Annotated in this window: 19 protein-coding genes and 1 tRNA gene; 12 read left to right on the top strand and 8 right to left on the bottom strand. The window is 63.2% G+C overall.

All coding sequences use genetic code 11. The annotated features are described in order from the left end of the window. From AAFM29_RS06075 to aroA, 4 genes are all read right to left on the bottom strand, one after another. Positions 1-716 (bottom strand): MarR family transcriptional regulator (locus AAFM29_RS06075; protein ID WP_341711912.1); only part of this gene is annotated, 716 nt, incomplete at its 3' end. A 102-nt stretch (positions 717-818) separates the two neighbouring features. Beyond that, the gene (locus AAFM29_RS06070; RefSeq protein ID WP_341711911.1) at positions 819-1,439 is read right to left on the bottom strand and encodes a (d)CMP kinase; all 621 of its coding nucleotides are present in this window, start codon (positions 1,437-1,439) and stop codon (positions 819-821) included. Beyond that, complete coding sequence (locus tag AAFM29_RS06065; RefSeq protein ID WP_341711910.1) at positions 1,436-1,690, bottom strand: permease; 255 nt, start codon at positions 1,688-1,690, stop codon at positions 1,436-1,438. The genes AAFM29_RS06070 and AAFM29_RS06065 overlap by 4 nt, the downstream gene beginning before the upstream one ends. Beyond that, complete coding sequence (gene aroA / locus AAFM29_RS06060; protein ID WP_341711909.1) at positions 1,687-2,967, bottom strand: 3-phosphoshikimate 1-carboxyvinyltransferase; 1,281 nt, start codon at positions 2,965-2,967, stop codon at positions 1,687-1,689. Before aroA ends, AAFM29_RS06065 begins: the two co-directional genes overlap by 4 nt. Positions 2,968-3,171: 204 nt before the next feature. Between aroA and AAFM29_RS06055 the strand changes: the two genes are divergently transcribed. The 6 genes from AAFM29_RS06055 (at position 3,172) to AAFM29_RS06030 (ending at position 7,350) form a co-directional block, all read left to right on the top strand. Then, positions 3,172-3,513 carry an FYDLN acid domain-containing protein gene (locus tag AAFM29_RS06055; RefSeq protein WP_341711908.1) on the top strand — a complete coding sequence of 114 codons (342 nt, stop codon included), beginning with the start codon at positions 3,172-3,174 and terminating at the stop codon, positions 3,511-3,513. A 91-nt stretch (positions 3,514-3,604) separates the two neighbouring features. After that, positions 3,605-3,680: transfer RNA gene (locus AAFM29_RS06050), tRNA-Ala, on the top strand. A gap of 179 nt (positions 3,681-3,859) precedes the next feature. After that, positions 3,860-5,329: a signal recognition particle protein gene (gene ffh, locus AAFM29_RS06045; RefSeq protein WP_341711907.1), complete on the top strand. Its 1,470-nt coding sequence runs from the start codon at positions 3,860-3,862 to the stop codon at positions 5,327-5,329. Between the two features lie 34 nt (positions 5,330-5,363). Then, on the top strand, positions 5,364-5,870 hold the full coding sequence (gene rpsP / locus AAFM29_RS06040; RefSeq protein ID WP_341711906.1) for a 30S ribosomal protein S16: 507 nt from the start codon (positions 5,364-5,366) through the stop codon (positions 5,868-5,870). A gap of 9 nt (positions 5,871-5,879) precedes the next feature. After that, positions 5,880-6,380: a ribosome maturation factor RimM gene (gene rimM / locus AAFM29_RS06035; protein WP_341711905.1), complete on the top strand. Its 501-nt coding sequence runs from the start codon at positions 5,880-5,882 to the stop codon at positions 6,378-6,380. A 4-nt stretch (positions 6,381-6,384) separates the two neighbouring features. Next, positions 6,385-7,350, top strand: coding sequence for a carbon-nitrogen hydrolase family protein (locus AAFM29_RS06030; RefSeq protein WP_341711904.1), 966 nt, complete (start codon positions 6,385-6,387; stop codon positions 7,348-7,350). Between the two features lie 91 nt (positions 7,351-7,441). Here the strand turns inward: AAFM29_RS06030 and AAFM29_RS06025 are convergent, their stop codons facing one another. Then, a complete protein-coding gene (locus tag AAFM29_RS06025; RefSeq protein ID WP_341711903.1) occupies positions 7,442-7,744 on the bottom strand; it encodes a hypothetical protein in 303 nt (100 codons plus the stop codon). A 103-nt stretch (positions 7,745-7,847) separates the two neighbouring features. On the opposite strand from AAFM29_RS06025, the gene AAFM29_RS06020 reads away from it, so the two are divergent. From AAFM29_RS06020 to AAFM29_RS05995, 6 genes are all read left to right on the top strand, one after another. Continuing rightward, a complete protein-coding gene (locus AAFM29_RS06020) occupies positions 7,848-8,765 on the top strand; it encodes a LysR substrate-binding domain-containing protein (protein ID WP_341711902.1) in 918 nt (305 codons plus the stop codon). Next, complete coding sequence (gene trmD / locus AAFM29_RS06015) at positions 8,762-9,502, top strand: tRNA (guanosine(37)-N1)-methyltransferase TrmD (RefSeq protein WP_341711901.1); 741 nt, start codon at positions 8,762-8,764, stop codon at positions 9,500-9,502. The genes AAFM29_RS06020 and trmD overlap by 4 nt, the downstream gene beginning before the upstream one ends. Continuing rightward, a complete protein-coding gene (gene rplS, locus AAFM29_RS06010) occupies positions 9,499-9,867 on the top strand; it encodes a 50S ribosomal protein L19 (protein ID WP_341711900.1) in 369 nt (122 codons plus the stop codon). The genes trmD and rplS overlap by 4 nt, the downstream gene beginning before the upstream one ends. 394 nt (positions 9,868-10,261) lie before the next feature. Further along, the gene (locus AAFM29_RS06005; RefSeq protein WP_341711899.1) at positions 10,262-12,406 is read left to right on the top strand and encodes a DPP IV N-terminal domain-containing protein; all 2,145 of its coding nucleotides are present in this window, start codon (positions 10,262-10,264) and stop codon (positions 12,404-12,406) included. 85 nt (positions 12,407-12,491) lie between these two features. Beyond that, the gene (locus AAFM29_RS06000; protein ID WP_341711898.1) at positions 12,492-13,517 is read left to right on the top strand and encodes an aspartate-semialdehyde dehydrogenase; all 1,026 of its coding nucleotides are present in this window, start codon (positions 12,492-12,494) and stop codon (positions 13,515-13,517) included. A gap of 55 nt (positions 13,518-13,572) precedes the next feature. Beyond that, the gene (locus tag AAFM29_RS05995; RefSeq protein WP_341711897.1) at positions 13,573-14,304 is read left to right on the top strand and encodes an arginine deiminase family protein; all 732 of its coding nucleotides are present in this window, start codon (positions 13,573-13,575) and stop codon (positions 14,302-14,304) included. A gap of 59 nt (positions 14,305-14,363) precedes the next feature. Here the strand turns inward: AAFM29_RS05995 and AAFM29_RS05990 are convergent, their stop codons facing one another. The 3 genes from AAFM29_RS05990 to AAFM29_RS05980 form a co-directional block, all read right to left on the bottom strand. After that, positions 14,364-15,947 (bottom strand): DHA2 family efflux MFS transporter permease subunit, encoded by a 1,584-nt coding sequence (locus tag AAFM29_RS05990; RefSeq protein ID WP_341711896.1) that lies wholly within the window; start codon positions 15,945-15,947, stop codon positions 14,364-14,366. A gap of 4 nt (positions 15,948-15,951) precedes the next feature. Then, positions 15,952-17,025 carry an HlyD family secretion protein gene (locus AAFM29_RS05985; protein WP_341711895.1) on the bottom strand — a complete coding sequence of 358 codons (1,074 nt, stop codon included), beginning with the start codon at positions 17,023-17,025 and terminating at the stop codon, positions 15,952-15,954. After that, a partial coding sequence (locus tag AAFM29_RS05980; RefSeq protein WP_341711894.1) for a MarR family transcriptional regulator occupies positions 17,018-17,440 on the bottom strand: 423 nt, incomplete at its 5' end. The genes AAFM29_RS05985 and AAFM29_RS05980, both read right to left, overlap by 8 nt.

Genomic DNA, 17,440 nt, shown 5'->3' with positions numbered 1-17,440 from the left:
ATCTTGGTCAGTTCGAAGGCGCCGGGTCCCGTCTTCTGCAGGGCGCAGGCACCAACTACACCCAAACCCGATGCCTCGACGAAGAGGATATCGCCGCCGGGGTCAACGATCTTCGAGCGGGGGTTCTCGAGCACCTCGCGGTCGGTATCCTCGAGCGTGAACATGGCTTCGATCCACTCGGCGTTGATGTCGTGAAACTCCTGCGCGAGGCTGTCGTCGAATTCCCGCAGCGTTAGCTTGCCGGGCTCCACGCGAGCGGCGCGTTCGGCGATCGAGGCTTCGGCCAGTGCATCCTCGATAACGGCGAGTTGGCGGAGGAAATCGCTGTCGAGCTGGCTCAGGATTTCCTCGGCTGCCATGCCGACACGGGGCCAGACTTCGGTTGCGATTGTCCGCGTCATGCGCTCGCCCTCGGGCGTCAGGCCAACCGTGCGGCTGCGAAGGTCGTCGCAAGCCATGTCGGTGACGATGCCCAGTTTGCGCAGCTGGCCGACTGTGCGCGTGATGCCGGGCTGGCTGGTGCCGCTCGCTTCGGCCAGTTGCCCGATGGATTTCGCCCCGGTCCGCAAAGCAGCCATGATGGCCATGTGCCCAGGCTGCAGCGGTAACCCTGCTTCGGTAATGATAGTGGCGGCGCTCGCCTGCATCCGCTCCCCCAGCCGCTTCAGGCGACTGCCGAGGAATGCGGGCCCCATTTGCGCGACAACATCAACCATGCGTGAATCCTATACCGTGTTATATAACGCGTTATATGAACATCGATACTGTGGCAATGTTTGATTGAGAGGAAATGTTCCGTGGAGGAGATGTAACGGCGCCTAGGTGCGCGCTTCCTCGACTGCTGCGATAGCCGCTGCGATCGCCTCTTCGCGATTCAGAGAGCTGGTATCGATGATCATAGCGTCGGGGGCCGGGACCAGCGGGGCGGCTGCCCGATTGCTGTCGCGTTCGTCGCGGCGGCGCAGGTCGTCCTCAATCTCGAGCAGGGTGACCGGCACGCCGCGTTCATGCATTTCGCGGAAACGCCGCTGGGCGCGGGCGGAGACGCTGGCGGTGATGTACAGCTTGGCCTCGGCATCGGGGGCGATGACGGTTCCGATGTCGCGCCCGTCAAGCACGGCTCCGCCAGGCTGCAAGGCGAAGGCGCGCTGGCGATCGAACAGCGCCTGGCGGACCGCCGGATGGACGGAAACGCGACTGGCCAGCCCACCAGTCTCTTCTGTGCGCAACTCCGGGTCTTCAAGCAGGCCGTCCGGAAAACCGGTAGCCCTCAGCGCATCCGACGCGTCGTCAGGGTTCCCGCCTACGAGTGCAACCTGCCGTCCCACCGCGCGGTAAAGCAGGCCCGTATCGAGGTGCGGCAAGCCGAAATGCTCCGACAGCGCCTTGGCGATAGTACCTTTGCCCGATGCGGTCGGTCCGTCGACTGCGATGATCATGCCGATTTGCTCCGCGCCCGCAGAGCCTTTCCCAGTCCCCACAGCGCAATGGCTGCCCAGAAGCCTTCGAGCACCAGGCTGGGCCAGTTGATGTGCACCAGCAGTGAAACCGTCAGGAAGGCGGCGCCGGCGAGGTTTGTGCCGTGCAGCACGTATGGGTTCGGCTCGCTCTTGGCGGTCATATAGGCATAGGCACCGATGATGCAGGCCATGCCGACGAAGCCGACGAGGGTTGCCCAGTCGGTCGTCATGCGGCCGCCTCTTCGACCAGAGCCATGAAGTTCGGAAAGCTCGTCGCGATCGGCTCGATGCTGTCGATCTCCACACCGTCGCGACTGGCAAGCCCGGCAACTGCCATGCTCATGGCAATGCGATGATCGAGGTGGGTCTGGGTCCGGCTGTTGGAGGTTCCCCGCAGCGGGGCACCGCCGCTGCCGTCGATAATCAGCCCGTCTTCGCGTTCCTCCAGCTCAACGCCTGCGCCGGAGAGCGCGTCGGCCATGGCGGTGATGCGATCGCTTTCCTTGACCCGCAGCTCTTCGAGCCCGCTGGTTACGGTCGTGCCCTCCGCCAGTGCGGCGGCGACGAAGAGCACGGGAAACTCGTCGACCATGCTCGGCACCACCGCGGGATCGACTTCGATGCCCTTGAGCGCTGCATGCCGAACGCGCAGATCTGCAACTGGCTCGCCGCCGACTTCGCGTTCGTCGAGCCTGTCGATGTTGGCGCCCATCTGGGCAAGTACGCGGAAAATGCCGTCGCGGGTGGGGTTGAGCCCGACATTCTCGATCACAAGGTCGCTGCCTGGCACGATGCTCGCCGCCACGGCGAAGAACGCCGCGGAGGATGGATCGCCCGGAACAATGATATCGCAGGGGTGCAGGTCGGCGGGGCCATAGATGCGGATGATCCGTTCGCCATCGACTTCCTCGACTTCCAGCTCGGCGCCGAAGCCGCGCAGCATGCGCTCAGTATGATCGCGCGTAGGCACTGGCTCCACTACTGTGGTGATCCCGGGCGTGTTGAGCCCTGCGAGCAGCACCGCGCTCTTCACCTGTGCGGATGCGACGGGCAGGCGATAGGTGATCGGAACGGCCGGCTGCATTCCTTCCATCATCAGGGGCAGGGTACCGCCGGGGGAGGGCGTGAAGCTCGCCCCCATGGTCGAGAGCGGGTCGATCACGCGATTCATCGGACGCTTCGACAGGCTGGCGTCGCCGGTAAAGGCGGCGGTGATGCCATGACTCGCGACGAGGCCCATCAGCAGGCGGGTCGAAGTGCCCGAATTGCCCATGTCGAGCGCCTGTTCGGGCTGGAGCAGTCCGCCAACCCCAACGCCGTCGACAATCCAGTCGTCACCGTCCCTGGCAATCGTCGCGCCCATGGCGCGCAAGGCGGCGGCTGTGGCGAGCACATCCTCGCCCTCTAGCAGGCCCGAAATGCGGCTGCGGCCCACGGCCAGCGCGCCGAACATCAGCGATCGATGGCTGATCGACTTGTCGCCCGGCACGCGTATGCGACCGGTCAAAGGTTTGGAGAGTTGAAAACGGTAGGCGGTCACACAATCTCGCGCGTCTGAAGTGTCGTGATGCGAGCGGCGCTTTGACAGCGCGAATACCTTCTGGCAAGGCGCGCGCGCAGTTGATTCCCGGGCATCGGGAAACCATCACGAACAATACGAATTCATCGCTCCGTACCCTACCGGACGGGGCAGCAAATCCAAGGATTACACATGGTCAAACCGGAATGGGGCACGAAGCGGACCTGCCCGAAATGCGGCACCCGCTTCTACGATCTGACGAAGGACGAGCCCGTCACTTGCATCGAATGCGCCGAAGAATGGTTCCCTGAACCGGTGCTCAAGTCGAAGCAGCCGATTCCCTTCGAGGACGAGAAGAAGAAGAAAGACGTCGACGCGGATAGCGATCTGGGCGGCGACGATGATGACGATCTGGACATCGACATCGATGAAGATGACGATTCGCCGGACAATGAAGTCGATCTGGGTGGCGACGACGACCTTGGCGTCGAGACCGTCTCCAAGGGCGACGACGACGATTCCGACGACACGTAAATTTGCTGTTGCATTGCGGTGAGGGCCCTTATATTGGGCGCCTCCCGCAAGGGTGACGCGCCTCCCAGGACGCGTCTTTCGGAAATGGCTCGGGGCCTTAGCTCAGCTGGGAGAGCGCTACAATGGCATTGTAGAGGTCAGCGGTTCGATCCCGCTAGGCTCCACCATTTCACCCGGATTTGATGGTAGTGAGCCGTGGCGACGGCTGCGGCTTGCTTCCACCACACCCGGGCAATAGTTTGGGATTACAGGGGCTTGTCCCCACGCTGGCCGACGAGTTCTCGTCCGCCGGCGTTTTTCGCGTTTATCCGGTTTCGTTCGCGAAATCGGGGTTTGGAGTTGGCACGTGTTCGACAATCTGTCCGATCGCCTCGGTACTGTGTTCGACCGCCTGCGCGGGCGCGGGTCGCTCAGCGAGCAGGACGTGCGCGATGCCATGCGCGAAGTGCGCGTCGCGTTGCTCGAAGCCGATGTGGCCCTGCCGGTTGTGCGTCGCTTTATCGATGCGGTGACCGAGAAGGCGATCGGTTCCGAAGTCCTCAAGTCGGTCACCCCCGGCCAGCAGGTGGTCAAGATCGTCAGTGACGAACTGACCGAGATGCTGGGCGGTGACGAGCCGGCCGAACTGAATTTCGCGGCCAAGCCGCCAGTCGTGATCATGATGGTCGGCCTGCAGGGTTCGGGTAAGACCACCACCACTGCCAAGCTCGGCAAGCTGATCAAGGAAAAGCACGGCAAGAAGGCGATTATGGCGTCGCTCGACGTCAATCGCCCTGCCGCACAGGAACAGCTCAAGGTGCTGGGCGAGCAGGTCCAGGTTGCGACCCTGCCGATCGTCCCCGGCCAGCAGCCGGTCGACATCGCCCGCCGCGCGATGGAAAGCGCGAAGCTGCAGGCCGCCGACGTGCTGCTGCTCGATACCGCAGGCCGCCTGCACGTCGACGAAGCGCTGATGGCGGAAATGAAAGCCATCGCGAGCGTTTCGGCGCCGACCGAAGTGCTGCTGGTGGTCGACAGCCTGACCGGCCAGGATGCGGTCAACGTGGCGCAGAGCTTCACCGGCGAAGTGCCGCTGACCGGCGTGGTGCTGACCCGCATGGACGGCGATGCGCGCGGCGGTGCGGCGCTGTCGATGCGCTATGTCACCGGCAAACCGATCAAGTTCGCCGGCACGGGCGAGAAGCTCGACGCGATCGAGGCTTTCGATGCCAGCCGCGTGGCCGGTCGCATCCTGGGCATGGGCGATGTCGTTTCGCTGGTCGAAAAGGCCGCGGCGACGATCAAGCAGGACGAAGCCGAAGCGCTCGCCAAGAAGATGGCGCAGGGCAAGTTCGATCTCGACGACCTGCGCATGCAATTGCGCCAGATGCAGCAGATGGGCGGTCTCGGCATGCTGGCGGGCATGATGCCCGGCATGAAGAAGGCCAAGGCGGCGATGGCGGCCAGCGGGATGGATGATCGCGTGCTCTTGCACATGGATGCGATCATCGGATCGATGACCCCCAAGGAACGCAAGCGCCCGGAACTGATGAATGCCAAGCGCAAGAAGCGCGTGGCGGCTGGTTCGGGCACGCAGGTGCAGGACGTCAACAAGGTGCTGAAGATGCACCAGGAGATGGCCCGCGCGATGAAGCAGATCAAGAAGATGGGTGGGCTCAAGGGCCTCGGTGCGCTGTTCGGCGGCGGTGGCCTCGGCGCCGCCATGCCTGGGCTGGGCGGCCCCAAGGGTATGGGTGGCATGCCCGGCCTTGGTGGCCCCGGCGTGGATCCGGACACGCTCCCGCCCGACCTGCAAGAGCTTTTAAAGAAGAAATAGATTTCAGACGTTTATATTTGAAAGGTAAGTTAAAATGTCAGTTGCAATCCGTCTTTCGCGCGGTGGTGCCAAGAAGCGTCCGTATTACCGCATCGTCGTGTCCGACACGCGCAGCCCGCGTGACGGCAAGTATCTCGAGCAGATCGGCACCTACAACCCGATGATGCCGAAGGATTCGGGTGAGCGCGTGAAGCTCGACGAAGACCGCGCGCGTCACTGGCTGTCGGTTGGCGCCAAGCCCACCGATCGCGTTCATCGCTTCCTCGATGCCGCCGGCATCCTTGAGCGTGCGCCGCGCAACAACCCCAAGAAGGCCGAACCGGGCGAAGCTGCCAAGGAACGCGCCGAAGAAAAGGCCGCCAAGCTGGCCGAAGCTGAAGAAGCCGCCAAGGCTGCCGAGGAAGAAGCCAAGGCTGCTGCCGAAGCTCCTGCTGAAGAAGCTCCCGCCGAAGAAGCTGCTGCTGAAGAGGCTCCGGCCGACGAAGCTGCTGCCGAGGAAGCTCCGGCTGTCGAAGCTGCTGAAGAGCAGGCTGAAGGCTAAGCCTCTCGGATGTCGGACCAGTCCGTCACGCTCGCGGCCGTCACTGGCGCGCATGGCGTGGCGGGCGAAGTCCGCCTGAAGCTGTTTGGCGAAGGGGTCGATGCCCTAACGCCGCACAAGAGCTTTAATGCTGGGGATTCGGGGAGGGCGCTGACCCTCGTCAAGATCCGCAGCGACAACAAGGGCGGTGCCATCGCGCGCTTCGCCGAGGTGAAGGATCGCACCTCGGCCGAGCAGCTGCGGGGCACCGCCCTGACCGTTTCACGCGAGGCCCTGCCTGTGCTGGAGGAAGGCGAGTTCTATTACTCCGACCTCCTCGACCTGCCGGTGGTCACCGAGACCGGCGATGCCGTCGGCCGAGTCTGCGCGGTCGAAAACTTCGGTGCGACCGATATCGTCGAAATCGAAAAGCCCGACGGCAAGAAGTTCATGGTTCCGCTAACCGAGCAAGCGGTGCCCGAATGGGATAACGAGCGCCTTGTCGTCAGCGCCGACTTCGTAGACAGCTGAAAACATGACTAGGCTTTCTGTTGCCATTGTGCAGGCTGCACCCATTCCCCTTGCGGTTGGTGACGGCATCGACAAGGCGGTGCGGCTGGCGCGCGAGGCGATCGAAGGCGGTGCCAGGGTGGTGGCCTTCGGCGAGACCTTCCTCGGTGGGTATCCGCTGTGGCTCGATGAGGCGCCGGGCGCGGCGCTGTGGGACCATCCGGGGACGCGCGCGCTGCATCGTATTCTGCTCGAACAGGCGGTGGTACCAGATGACGAGCGGCTGCTACCGTTGCAGGAACTGGCCGACGCTAGTGGTGCAGTAATCTCGATCGGCGCGCATGAGCGGGTACGCCAGAGCCTCTACAACAACCAGCTGACGTTTCGTCCCGGCCAGCCGGTACTCGACCATCGCAAGCTGGTGCCCACGCATGGCGAGCGGTTGGTGTGGATGCGCGGCGATGGCTCGACGCTCGGCGTGCATCAGGCCGAATGGGGCCGTGTCGGTTCGCTGATCTGCTGGGAGCACTGGATGCCGCTGGCCCGCGCAGCGATGCACAATCTGGGCGAAAGCGTTCATGTCGCCGCCTGGCCCACAGTGCGCGAGAGCTATGCTATCGCCAGCCGTCACTACGCGATGGAGGGTCGCTGTTTCGTGCTGGCTGCGGGATTGGTGCAGCATCGCGACGACCTGTTTGAAGGGCTGGAGCGCGTCGGTGGTGACGGGGCGGCACGCGAGCTGTTCGAAACGATCGAGCCTGAAGTTCTCAATAGCGGCGGCTCGCTGGTCGCGGGACCCGATGCACGCATCATCGCCCAAGCAGGGGAAGGTGAGGAGGCGCTGGTTGCCGAACTGGACCTTAACGAGATCGGTGCCGCGCTGGCTTCGCTCGACACCGACGGCCACTATTCGCGGCCCGATGTGTTCGAGCTGTCGGTGGATTCACGCAGCCGCCTTGGCGTTAATTGGCACGACGGGGCTGGCGACTAGGGCCTGCGTTTGGGGCGGAGCGCATTCCGGTCGGCCCATTATGGCGCCAACAGGATGACTCCGCCCCTTCGGGACCACGTTGCCGGGGGGGTTAGGCAATCGCGGCGGTTGCGGCGGCTGTAACAAGGCCGCCTTCGGGAAGTCCGAGCGTCGCGAGGAAGCCGACGAGGACAAATAGCAGGGTCGTGGCGAAGCTTGCGCCGACGCCGCCGAGCACTCGGATGGCGGGCAGTACGGATGCCTCTTCCCTGGGTTCGATGGGTTCAAGGCCGAACATACGCACCTCGCGTTGGGTCAGATGCTCCCTGAGATAGGCGAGCAAGGCTTCTTGATTATGGGCGTCTGCAGCCGGAGCGGCGTAGGCGCGCTGCTTGGCCAGGGCTTCTAAAAACATGGTAGGTCTCCGGGTATCTCGATAAGCCTCATTTGGGCCTGAATTACCGCACAATCCAACAAAACGGCTGGAATAGGGCATAAGGTACGCTTATGATGTGTTCATGAGCCGCCTGCCGCCCCTTGCTGCCATCCGCGCCTTCGAAGCGGCAGGCAGGCACGAGAATTTCTCTCGCGCTGCCGAAGAGCTGGGCATGACCCAGGCCGCGATCAGCTATCAGATCCGCCAGCTGGAGGATCGCGTCGGCACGCCCCTGTTCGTGCGAACGAAAGGGCGGGTCGAGCTATCCGATACCGGCAGGCGGTTGTTGCCCGCGGTATCGGGTGGCCTGTCAACGATCGCAGATGCCTTTGCGGCGCTGGCCGAGGATGAGCAGGATGTGCTGGCAATCGACGCGCCGCTTGCGGCCGGGGCGACCTGGCTGAGCGCCCGCATCGGGCGCTTCCAGCTACGCCACCCGGACCTTGCAGTGAAGCTGACGCTGTCGAACGACCTGGTCGAGTTTGGCCTCGGCAAGGTCGATGTCACGATCAGGGTGGGCCTGGGCAAGTGGGAGGGTATGCGTAGCGATTTCCTGTTCCGCCAGCATTTCACACCGATCTGCTCACCGGAATTTGTCGAAGCCAATGACATCAGGCGCCCAGAAGACCTGCTGCGTGTCGAACGGCACACCCCGAACGATCCAATGTGGGCTGGATGGTTCGCCAAGGCGGGTATCGGTGAAACCCCGCCGCCGCGCCGAGGAATCGTGCTCGACGGCCAGCTGCAGGAAGCCAATGCCGCGCTCGCCGGATATGGCATTGCCCTGCTGTCGCCGCTTTATTGGCGGGCGGACCTGGAAAGCGGAAGGCTGGTGCAGCCGTTCGAAACGCTCTACCTGCCGGGCGCCTCGCAATGGGTGGTGCATCCCGCCAGCCGGGTCGGCGTGCGCAAGATCGAGCGCTTCCGCGAATGGGTGCAGCGCGAGTTCGAGGCGGAACGCGACGGCCCCTTGCGCGAAATATGGGAACGACCTGAATGACTTTTGCCGCCACCGTCCTGACGCTCTACCCCGAGATGTTTCCGGGGCCGCTGCGCGTCTCGCTCGCCGGGCGCGCGCTCGAGCGGGGCGACTGGTCGTGCGAGACGGTGCAGATCCGCGATTTTGCCACGGACAAGCATCGGACGGTCGACGATACCCCGGCAGGGGGTGGGGCGGGCATGGTGCTCAAGCCCGACGTCATCGGCGCAGCGCTCGCCAGCGTGGCTGATGGACGGCCGATCCTGGCCATGACGCCGCGCGGCAAGCCGATCACACAGGACCGTGTCCGCGAGATTGCAGCGGGGCCTGGAGTCACCATTCTGTGCGGCCGTTTTGAAGGTTTCGACGAGCGTATTTTCGAAGCCTTTCCGCAGATCGAACAGGTCAGCCTTGCGGACGTGGTTCTCTCGGGCGGTGAACCCGCGGCGCTGGCAATTCTCGACGCTTGCATTCGCCTGCTTCCCGGAGTAATGGGCGCGCCTTCAAGCGGGACCGAGGAGTCGTTCGAGGACGGCTTGCTCGAATACCCGCAATATACCCGACCTCAGGAATGGGAAGGGCGCACGATCCCTGAAGTGCTGCGATCGGGGGATCATGCGAAAATCGCTGCTTGGCGCAAGGCAAGGAGCGAAGACGACACTCGGTTACGCAGGCCGGACCTTTGGGAGCGCTACAGTGGCGCTCGGGCCCAGCCTGCCTCTGGCGCGCGGCGAAAGAAGAAGGACTTGGACCAGTGAACCTGATCCAGCAGATCGAAGCCGAGGAAATCTCCAAGGCTGGCAAGGACATCCCCGAATTCCGCGCCGGTGACACCGTGCGCGTCGGCGTGAAGGTCATCGAAGGCAACCGCGAGCGTGTGCAGATGTTCGAAGGCGTCGTGATCGCCCGCTCGAACCGCTCGATCAACAGCAATTTCACCGTTCGCAAGATCAGCTTCGGTGAAGGCGTTGAACGCGTGTTCCCGCTCTACTCGCCGATCGTCGACAGCATCACCGTGGTTCGCCGCGGCGTGGTGCGTCGCGCCAAGCTCTATTACCTGCGCGGCCGCACCGGCAAGCGCGCCCGTATCGCCGAGCGCAAGGTCAACGCCCCCAAGGCGTAAGCGCACTTCGCGATACTGCGAAAATAAAGGGCGGCTCCCTTGCGGGGGCCACCCTTTTTGCGTGGGTATCGTGGGAGGACGGAAGTGGCCTCCCTTCGATGTGCCGCCACGGAGCTTGTGAGCCGGATAACCCCCGTGACGTCTCGATCCTTGTGACGGGCGCGCCTTAACGCGATTTAAGCAATCGCGATTAACCCGAAATTAGCCATGATTTCATGGTTGCGGGCTTGCCTCGCGCACAAGCGCTCGCCATCACCGCCCGCGGATCGCCGGGAGAGACAGATTGCGCTCGATTACCTTCGCCGCCGTGCTTGCTTTGGGCACCTGCCTTACAGCACCACTTGCCGCCCAGAATACCCCTGAGAATAGCCCATCGACTGAGGAAACTGCCCCCATGGAGCTGACCTTCGAACGTGTCTTCGCGTCCCCATCGCTCGATGGTCCAACTCCGCGCAAGGCCAAGCTTTCTCCCGATGGGCGCTGGCTCACCCTGCTGCGCAATCGCGCCAACGATCGCGAACGCTATGACCTGTGGGGCTTTGACCGCGAGAGCGGAGAGTGGTCGATGCTGGTCGACAGCAAGAAACTGGGTTCGGGTCGCGAATTGTCCGAGGATGAGAAGATGCAGCGCGAGCGGGCTCGCGTCGGCAGCCTCAAGGGCATCATCGATTACCAGTGGACCGCCGATGGCACGGGGCTGCTGGTACCGATCGATGGCGACATCTATCTCGCGCGGCCAGGCGGCGAGGTCCAGCGCCTGACCGATACCGAGGAAAGCGAACTCAATCCCGCGCTGAGCGAGACCGGCCGCTATCTCAGCTTCGTACGCGATCGGCAGCTGTGGATCGGCGAGGTGGGCCAGACGGCCGAGCCCGTGACGCCCAAGGAAGGTGCCGACATCCGCTGGGGCGAGGCCGAGTTTGTCGCCCAGGAGGAAATGGATCGGCTTGCGGGGTACTGGTGGAGCCCGGACGACAAGCGGATCGCGGTCGAGCGCTTCGATGAAAGTGGTGTGGGCATCGTCACCCGCGCTGCCATCGGCGCGACGGGAACCAGGGTCTATGAGCAGCGCTATCCAGTCGCGGGCAGCGCCAATGTCCTGGTCGATCTCTATGTCATGAACCCGGACGGCACCGAGCGCGTCAAGGTCGATCTCGGAGCCGATCCGGACATCTACCTTGCCCGGGTGAATTGGGCACCCGATGGATCTGCGCTTTATGTCCAGCGGGTCAACCGTGACCAGACGGTCATCGATGTTCTCAAGGTCGATCCCGCGACGGGGACGAGCAGCGTGCTGTTCGCCGAGCATGCGGCGGTGGAGGACTATTGGGTCAACGTGACCAACAATTACAAATGGCTCGACGACGGCTCGCTGATCTGGTGGTCTGAGCGCGACGGATACGGCCATCTCTATCGCTATGCCAAGGGCAAGTGGACCCAGCTGACCAAGGGCGAATGGGTCGTCACCGACCTCGTAGGGATCGACCAGCAGGCGGGTAGGATATTCATCCGCGCCACGAAGGATTCCGTTCTTGCCCCGCAGGTCTATGCGCTTCCGCTGGCCGGAGGAAAACCGGAACGGCTGACCGACCTCGAGTTCTCGAACGCGGCGACTATGGATCGTAAGGGACAGACCCTGCTCGTCACGCGATCGAACGATACCACGCCTCCGCAGAGCTATCTCGCCGACCAGAAGGGCCAGCGAATTGCCTGGATCGAAGAGAACAGGCTCGACGGGTCGCACCCCTATGCGCCCTTCGTCGCGAGCCACCGGCCAACGCAATACGGCACGCTTTCCGCCGAGGACGGAACGCCACTCCACTGGGAAATGGTCACGCCGGAGCTTGAACCGGGCAAGCGCTACCCGGTCTATTTCTATCACTATGGCGGGCCGCACGCGCAGGTCGTCAGCAAGGGCTGGGACGGTGCTTTGCGGCAGGCGATCGTCGACAAGGGCTATATCTGGTTCGCCATCGACAACCGCGGGAGCGCCAACCGCGGGGTGAAGTTCGAACAGCCGATCTATCACGCCATGGGCGGGGTCGAGGTGCGCGACCAGAAGGTAGGGGCAGAGTACCTCAAATCACTGCCGTTCGTTGATCCGGGCAAGATCGCGATCTCGGGCTGGTCCTATGGCGGCTACATGACCCTCAAGCAGTTGCAGGCCGAACCGGGCCTTTATGCCGCGGGGATCGCCGGAGCACCGGTGACGAAGTGGGAACTCTACGACACCTTCTACACCGAACGCTACATGGGCACGCCGCAGAAGGATGGTGAAGCTTACGTCGGATCGTCCGCCTTGCCCGATGCAACAAAACTCAGCGACCCGCTGCTGCTGGTGCACGGCATGGCCGATGACAATGTCGTGTTCGAAAACTCGACGGCGCTGATCGCGGAACTACAGGGTGCCAACGTTCCCTTCGAGATGATGCTCTACCCCGGCTACACGCACCGCGTTTCGGGCGAAAAGATCTCGCCGCACTTCTACAATACCGTGTTCCGTTTCCTCGCAGCGCATGGAGTGACACCTCCGGAGTAGCACTTTAGCCCGCGCAATCGAATGTGCGCTTGCGGTGGCCCCCGCAATCGCTATCTCGGCGGCTCGTTGAATTCGGAGAAGTGAATTGGGTTATCGTGTTGCCGTAGTCGGCGCGACCGGGAATGTCGGGCGCGAGATGATGATGGTGCTCGCAGAGCGCGAGTTCCCCTGCGACGAAGTGGCTGCCGTCGCCTCGAGCCGTTCGGTCGGTACCGAGGTTGAATTCGGCGACACCGGCAAGATGCTCAAATGCCATAATATCGAGCATTTCGACTTCACCGGCTGGGACATTGCACTGTTTGCGGCGGGCAGCGGCCCGGCGAAGGAATATGCGCCCAAGGCGGCGGCTGCCGGCTGCGTGGTGATCGACAACAGTTCGCTCTACCGCATGGATCCGGACGTGCCGCTGATCGTGCCCGAGGTGAATCCGCAGGCGATCCACGAATATTCGAAGCGCAACATCATCGCCAATCCCAACTGTTCGACCGCCCAGCTGGTGGTAGCGCTCAAGCCATTGCATGATGCCGCGACAATCAAGCGCGTGGTCGTTTCGACCTACCAGTCGGTTTCGGGCGCGGGCAAGCAGGGCATGGACGAGCTGTTCGAGCAGAGCCGCAACATCTTCGTGGGCGACCCGGTCGAACCGGTGAAGTTTACCAAGCAGATCGCATTCAACGTCATTCCGCACATCGATGTCTTCCTCGACGACGGGTCGACCAAGGAAGAGTGGAAGATGGTGGTCGAGACCAAGAAGATCCTCGATCCCAAGATCAAGCTCACCGCCACCTGCGTGCGCGTGCCGGTGTTCGTCGGCCATTCGGAAGCCGTCAGCATCGAGTTCGAAAACGAGATGTCGGCCGAGCAGGCAATGGAAATCCTGCGCGAGGCCCCGGGTGTGATGCTCGTCGATAAGCGCGAAGACGGCGGATACGTCACCCCGATCGAGGCGGCGGGCGACAGTGCGACTTACGTCAGCCGCGTGCGCGAGGATCCGACCGTCGACAACGGCCTCAACCTGTGGTGCGTGTCTGATAACCTGCGCAAGGGCGCGGCGCTCAACGCGGTGCAGATCGCCGAATTGCTCGGTCGCGAGTGCCTGAAGAAGGGCTGACCCGCTGGCCGTCTATGACTTCACCCATGCCCTGCTGCGCGCTCCTGCGGAGAGCGTGACGCAGGGCTTGCGGGATGGCGACCACGACGGCCCCGCATATGATGACGTATTGACCGAGCACACGGTCTATTCCGAAGCCCTTCGTGCACTTGGTTTGACCGTCGAGATACTCGAACCGCTCGAAGCCTTTCCTGACTCGATTTTCGTCGAAGACCCGGCCCTGGTGTTCGGTGAAGGTGCGATCCTGCTCAATCCCGGTGCGCCGACACGCGCGGGCGAGGCAGCGGCTATCTTGCCCGCGCTGGAACGACTCTTCCCGCAAGTTCTTACGCTGGGCGAAGGTCACGTCGACGGCGGCGACATTCTGGTCACGCCTCAGGAGGTGCTGATCGGCTTGTCAGCTCGCACTGATGCGTCTGGTGCTGCAACGTTGATCGCGGCGCTTGAGAAGCTGGGCCGCAAGGGCAGGGTAGTCGAAACCCCCGCCGGTGTGCTCCACTTCAAGACCGGCTGCGGGCTTATCGATGAAGAGACCGTGGCAGTAGTCGCCGAGCTCGACGACAGCGAGATATTCGGGCCGCTGCGGCGGATCGTCGTTCCGGCGGAAGAAGCAGCTGGAGCGAACTTGTTGAGGGTATGCGACACCGTGCTGCTGGGTAACGGTTTTCCTCAATTGCGCGACCTTGTGGAAGCCCATGGCGTCGCAACGATGGCGCTACCGGTGTCCGAGATAGGAAAGATCGACGCTGGCCTGTCTTGCATGTCGCTGCGTTGGCGGGCCGCCTGACTTCCGGAGTTCCTGATCGATTCAGGCCTTGGCCCGGCGCAGCCAACGTTGCTCTCTAGTCACTCGCTCGGTGGCGGCATGCGTCCAGCCTGAGGCCGGGCCCGGCGCATGATGAAGGCAAGGGGCACTGCGGCGAGCGTGACCCACATCATCATCCAGAAATCGTCGACATAGGCGACCATGGCGGCCTGTCGGTTCGCTTCGGCATCGAACAATCGCAGCACCACTTCACCAAGGTTCTGGTAGCGATCGACCGTGCTCACATCGATTGCGCTGGATACCGTCGCACCCGTCAATTGTCCGGCGATATCCTCATGGCTGATCTGCAGGTTCCGCGCGAACATCACGGTCGTCAGCGAGATACCCGCCGAAGCACCGAGCGAACGGAACAGGTTCAGCAAGCTCGATCCGTCGGTGCGCAGATGCGGTGGCAGGGTCCCAAAGGCAGTTACGTTCAGCGGGATGAAGACCAGTCCCATGCCTAGTCCCTGGATCAGGCCCGAACTGACGATGTGGAAGCGGTCGATGCCAAGCGACCACTGCGACATCTCCCACAATGAGAGCGCACAGATGAGGAACCCTGTCGCCACCACCGGCCGGGCATCGACGTTGCGCCGCATAAGCATCCCGGCGACCTGCATCGAGCACAACACGCCGATGCCCCGGGGCATCAGCACAAGCCCTGTGTCGATCACGTCGTACCCCATCAACTGCTGCAGCATTGGTGGAAGCAGCGCCATAGTGGCGAACATGACCACGCCGATTGCGAGCATGAAACCCATCGCAATGGCGAAGTTGCGGTCAGCGAAGAGCGCCCGGTCGAATAGCGGGTTTCGGGCCGTGGCGAGGTGGATCACCGCCATCCAGGTCGCCGAAAGGAACAGGAACGTCCACAGCCAGATTTCCTTGCTGTCGAACCAGTCGAGTGTCTGCCCGCGGTCGAGCAGCATCTGGACGCTGGCTAGTGCGAGGCCGAGGAGAGCAAAGCCGATCAGGTCGAAGCGACGGCGGTTGATCTCGCGGTGCGGCAACTGCGCCAGTAGGATCGCAAGACTGATGATGCCGATCGGCAGGTTGACGTAGAAGACCCAGCGCCAGTTGGCCTGCTCGGTCAACCAACCGCCCAGTACAGGGCCGAGAATGGGGCCGACCATGATACCCATGCCCCACAACGCCATCATCTGCGCCTGGCGGCTGGGCTTGTTGGTGTCGAGCATGAAAGATTGGCTCAGCGGCGCAATGAAGGCACCCGAGACCCCCTGAAGCGCCCGGAACAGGACCATTTCCTCGAGAGTCTGCGCGAGGCCGCACAGCATGGAGGTGATGATGAAGGCGATCACCGACCCGATGAACAGGCGCCGGCCGCCGACGCGGTCTGCCAACCAGCCAGTTATCGGCAGGGCTACAGCGCTGGCAACGATATAGCTGGTTAGGACCCAGGTAATCGTCTCCGTTGTCGCGCCCAGGCTTGTGCGCATGTGCGGGATCGCGACGTTGGCGATGGTGGTGTCGAGGATCTGCAGCAGCGATGCGCCCATGATCCCGACCACGAGCAGCCCGGGATTCTCTACCGGGAGCAGCGCCTCGTCCCGCACCGGAAAAGGCGCGTCAGAAGCGGCAGCGGGGGCTGCGCGACTGGCCATGGACCTAGTGCTTGCGACCGTCGGTGAAGACCGTGACCTCGGTCGACAGGCCCGCGATCAGGCTGCGTGGGCTCTGCTGGTCGATCGCGATCTTAACCGGGACACGCTGCGTCACCTTGACCCAGTTCCCGGTCGCATTCTGTGCCGGGATCACGGAGAATTCGCTGCCGGTACCCGCGCCGATGGACTCGACGTGCCCCTTGAGCACGAGGTTGGGGTAGGCATCGAAGTGGATTTCCGCGGGCTGACCTACTTCCATGTCGGCAAGATCGGTTTCCTTGAAGTTGGCTTCGACATAGCTGCTGCCGTCAGCGACGAGCGTCAGGACGGGCAGTCCCTGCACGACCTGCTGGCCAATCTGGAGCCGGTCGGCCTGCGCAATCCGCCCGGCGCTCGGTGCACGCACCACGGTGCGGCTCAGCTGCAGTTCGGCAACCGCGCGCTGTGCCTTGGCAGTGGCTACCTGGGGGTTCTCGCCGGGCACAGCCGGTCCGGTTGCCAGCTTTGCACTGGCCGCCTGACGCTTGGCCTCGGCCTGGCGCAGCGCCTCACGGGCCTGGCTTACGGCGTGAGTCGCTGCATCGTGCTCGGCCTTGTTGAGGAAACCGCGCTTGAACAGCTCGTCCTTGCGGCGGAAATTCGCCTCGGCAAAGGCGATATCCTCGCGCGCCGCAGAGATATCCGCGCCGGACAGGTCGGCAGAATTTGCCAGCGCGGTTATATTCGCCTGCGCAGTGGCTATGGCCGCATCGGCCTGGGCGATCTGCAGCCGGTAGGGTTCGGGATCGAGACGGAACAATACATCCCCCGCCTTCACCGTGTCTCCGTCGCCAACCAGTGCCTCGACGATCTCACCGCTAACCTGCGCGCTAACCGCGACCTGGTCTTGCTGGACATAAGCGTTGTCGGTCGAAACCTGGCCCTGAATCGATAACCAATAGATCGTTCCGGCCACCAGCAGTGCCAGCGGTACGCTGAGCATCAGCGCGAGCCGACCCCAATTGCGCTTCTTCGGCGCCACGGTTTCCTGGATCACGACACCTGCTTCGGCAGGGATCTGGGGGTCAGCCTCAGCCATTGGCCACGTCCTTCAAAACACGTTCTGCCGAAAGGTTTTCGGAAACCTTCACAAGCAAGCTGGCCAGAGCATCCTGTTCCTGCACGGTCAGCCCTTCGACCATGTCGGCTACGAGACCATCGATGATCGTCCGCAGCGGCTCCACGATCTCGCGGCTCTTGTCGGTCAGGTGAAGCAGGCGGGCGCGGCGATCAGAGGGATCGGCCACTCGCTCGACCCAGCCCGATTCTTCGAGGCGGTCGACGATACGGGTGAGGGTGATCGGTTCGACCTCGATACGTTCGGCATAGAAGGCCTGGTTGTTGTCCGGGAACTTGACGAGGCTGAGCAGCAAACGGGCCTGGACTGCGGTGAGGCCAAGGCTGCGCACGCGCTCGTCGAATGTCTTGCGCACCAGGCGTCCGCTATCCGAGAG

The organism is Erythrobacter sp., from assembly GCF_038133525.1.
Classification (GTDB): Bacteria; Pseudomonadota; Alphaproteobacteria; order Sphingomonadales; family Sphingomonadaceae; genus Qipengyuania.
Note: the sequence above shows the minus strand (reverse complement) of the source record. Positions and strands in the feature narration are given on the sequence as shown.

Coding starts and splice junctions, on each gene's coding strand:
- AAFM29_RS06070 (WP_341711911.1), bottom strand. CDS start 1,439: ATGATCATCGCAGTCGACGGACCGACCGCATCGGGCAAAGGTACTATC.
- AAFM29_RS06065 (WP_341711910.1), bottom strand. CDS start 1,690: ATGACGACCGACTGGGCAACCCTCGTCGGCTTCGTCGGCATGGCCTGC.
- AAFM29_RS06055 (WP_341711908.1), top strand. CDS start 3,172: ATGGTCAAACCGGAATGGGGCACGAAGCGGACCTGCCCGAAATGCGGC.
- rpsP (WP_341711906.1), top strand. CDS start 5,364: ATGTCAGTTGCAATCCGTCTTTCGCGCGGTGGTGCCAAGAAGCGTCCG.
- rimM (WP_341711905.1), top strand. CDS start 5,880: ATGTCGGACCAGTCCGTCACGCTCGCGGCCGTCACTGGCGCGCATGGC.
- AAFM29_RS06030 (WP_341711904.1), top strand. CDS start 6,385: ATGACTAGGCTTTCTGTTGCCATTGTGCAGGCTGCACCCATTCCCCTT.
- AAFM29_RS06025 (WP_341711903.1), bottom strand. CDS start 7,744: ATGTTTTTAGAAGCCCTGGCCAAGCAGCGCGCCTACGCCGCTCCGGCT.
- AAFM29_RS06020 (WP_341711902.1), top strand. CDS start 7,848: ATGAGCCGCCTGCCGCCCCTTGCTGCCATCCGCGCCTTCGAAGCGGCA.
- trmD (WP_341711901.1), top strand. CDS start 8,762: ATGACTTTTGCCGCCACCGTCCTGACGCTCTACCCCGAGATGTTTCCG.
- AAFM29_RS06005 (WP_341711899.1), top strand. CDS start 10,262: ATGGAGCTGACCTTCGAACGTGTCTTCGCGTCCCCATCGCTCGATGGT.
- AAFM29_RS05990 (WP_341711896.1), bottom strand. CDS start 15,947: ATGGCCAGTCGCGCAGCCCCCGCTGCCGCTTCTGACGCGCCTTTTCCG.
- AAFM29_RS05985 (WP_341711895.1), bottom strand. CDS start 17,025: ATGGCTGAGGCTGACCCCCAGATCCCTGCCGAAGCAGGTGTCGTGATC.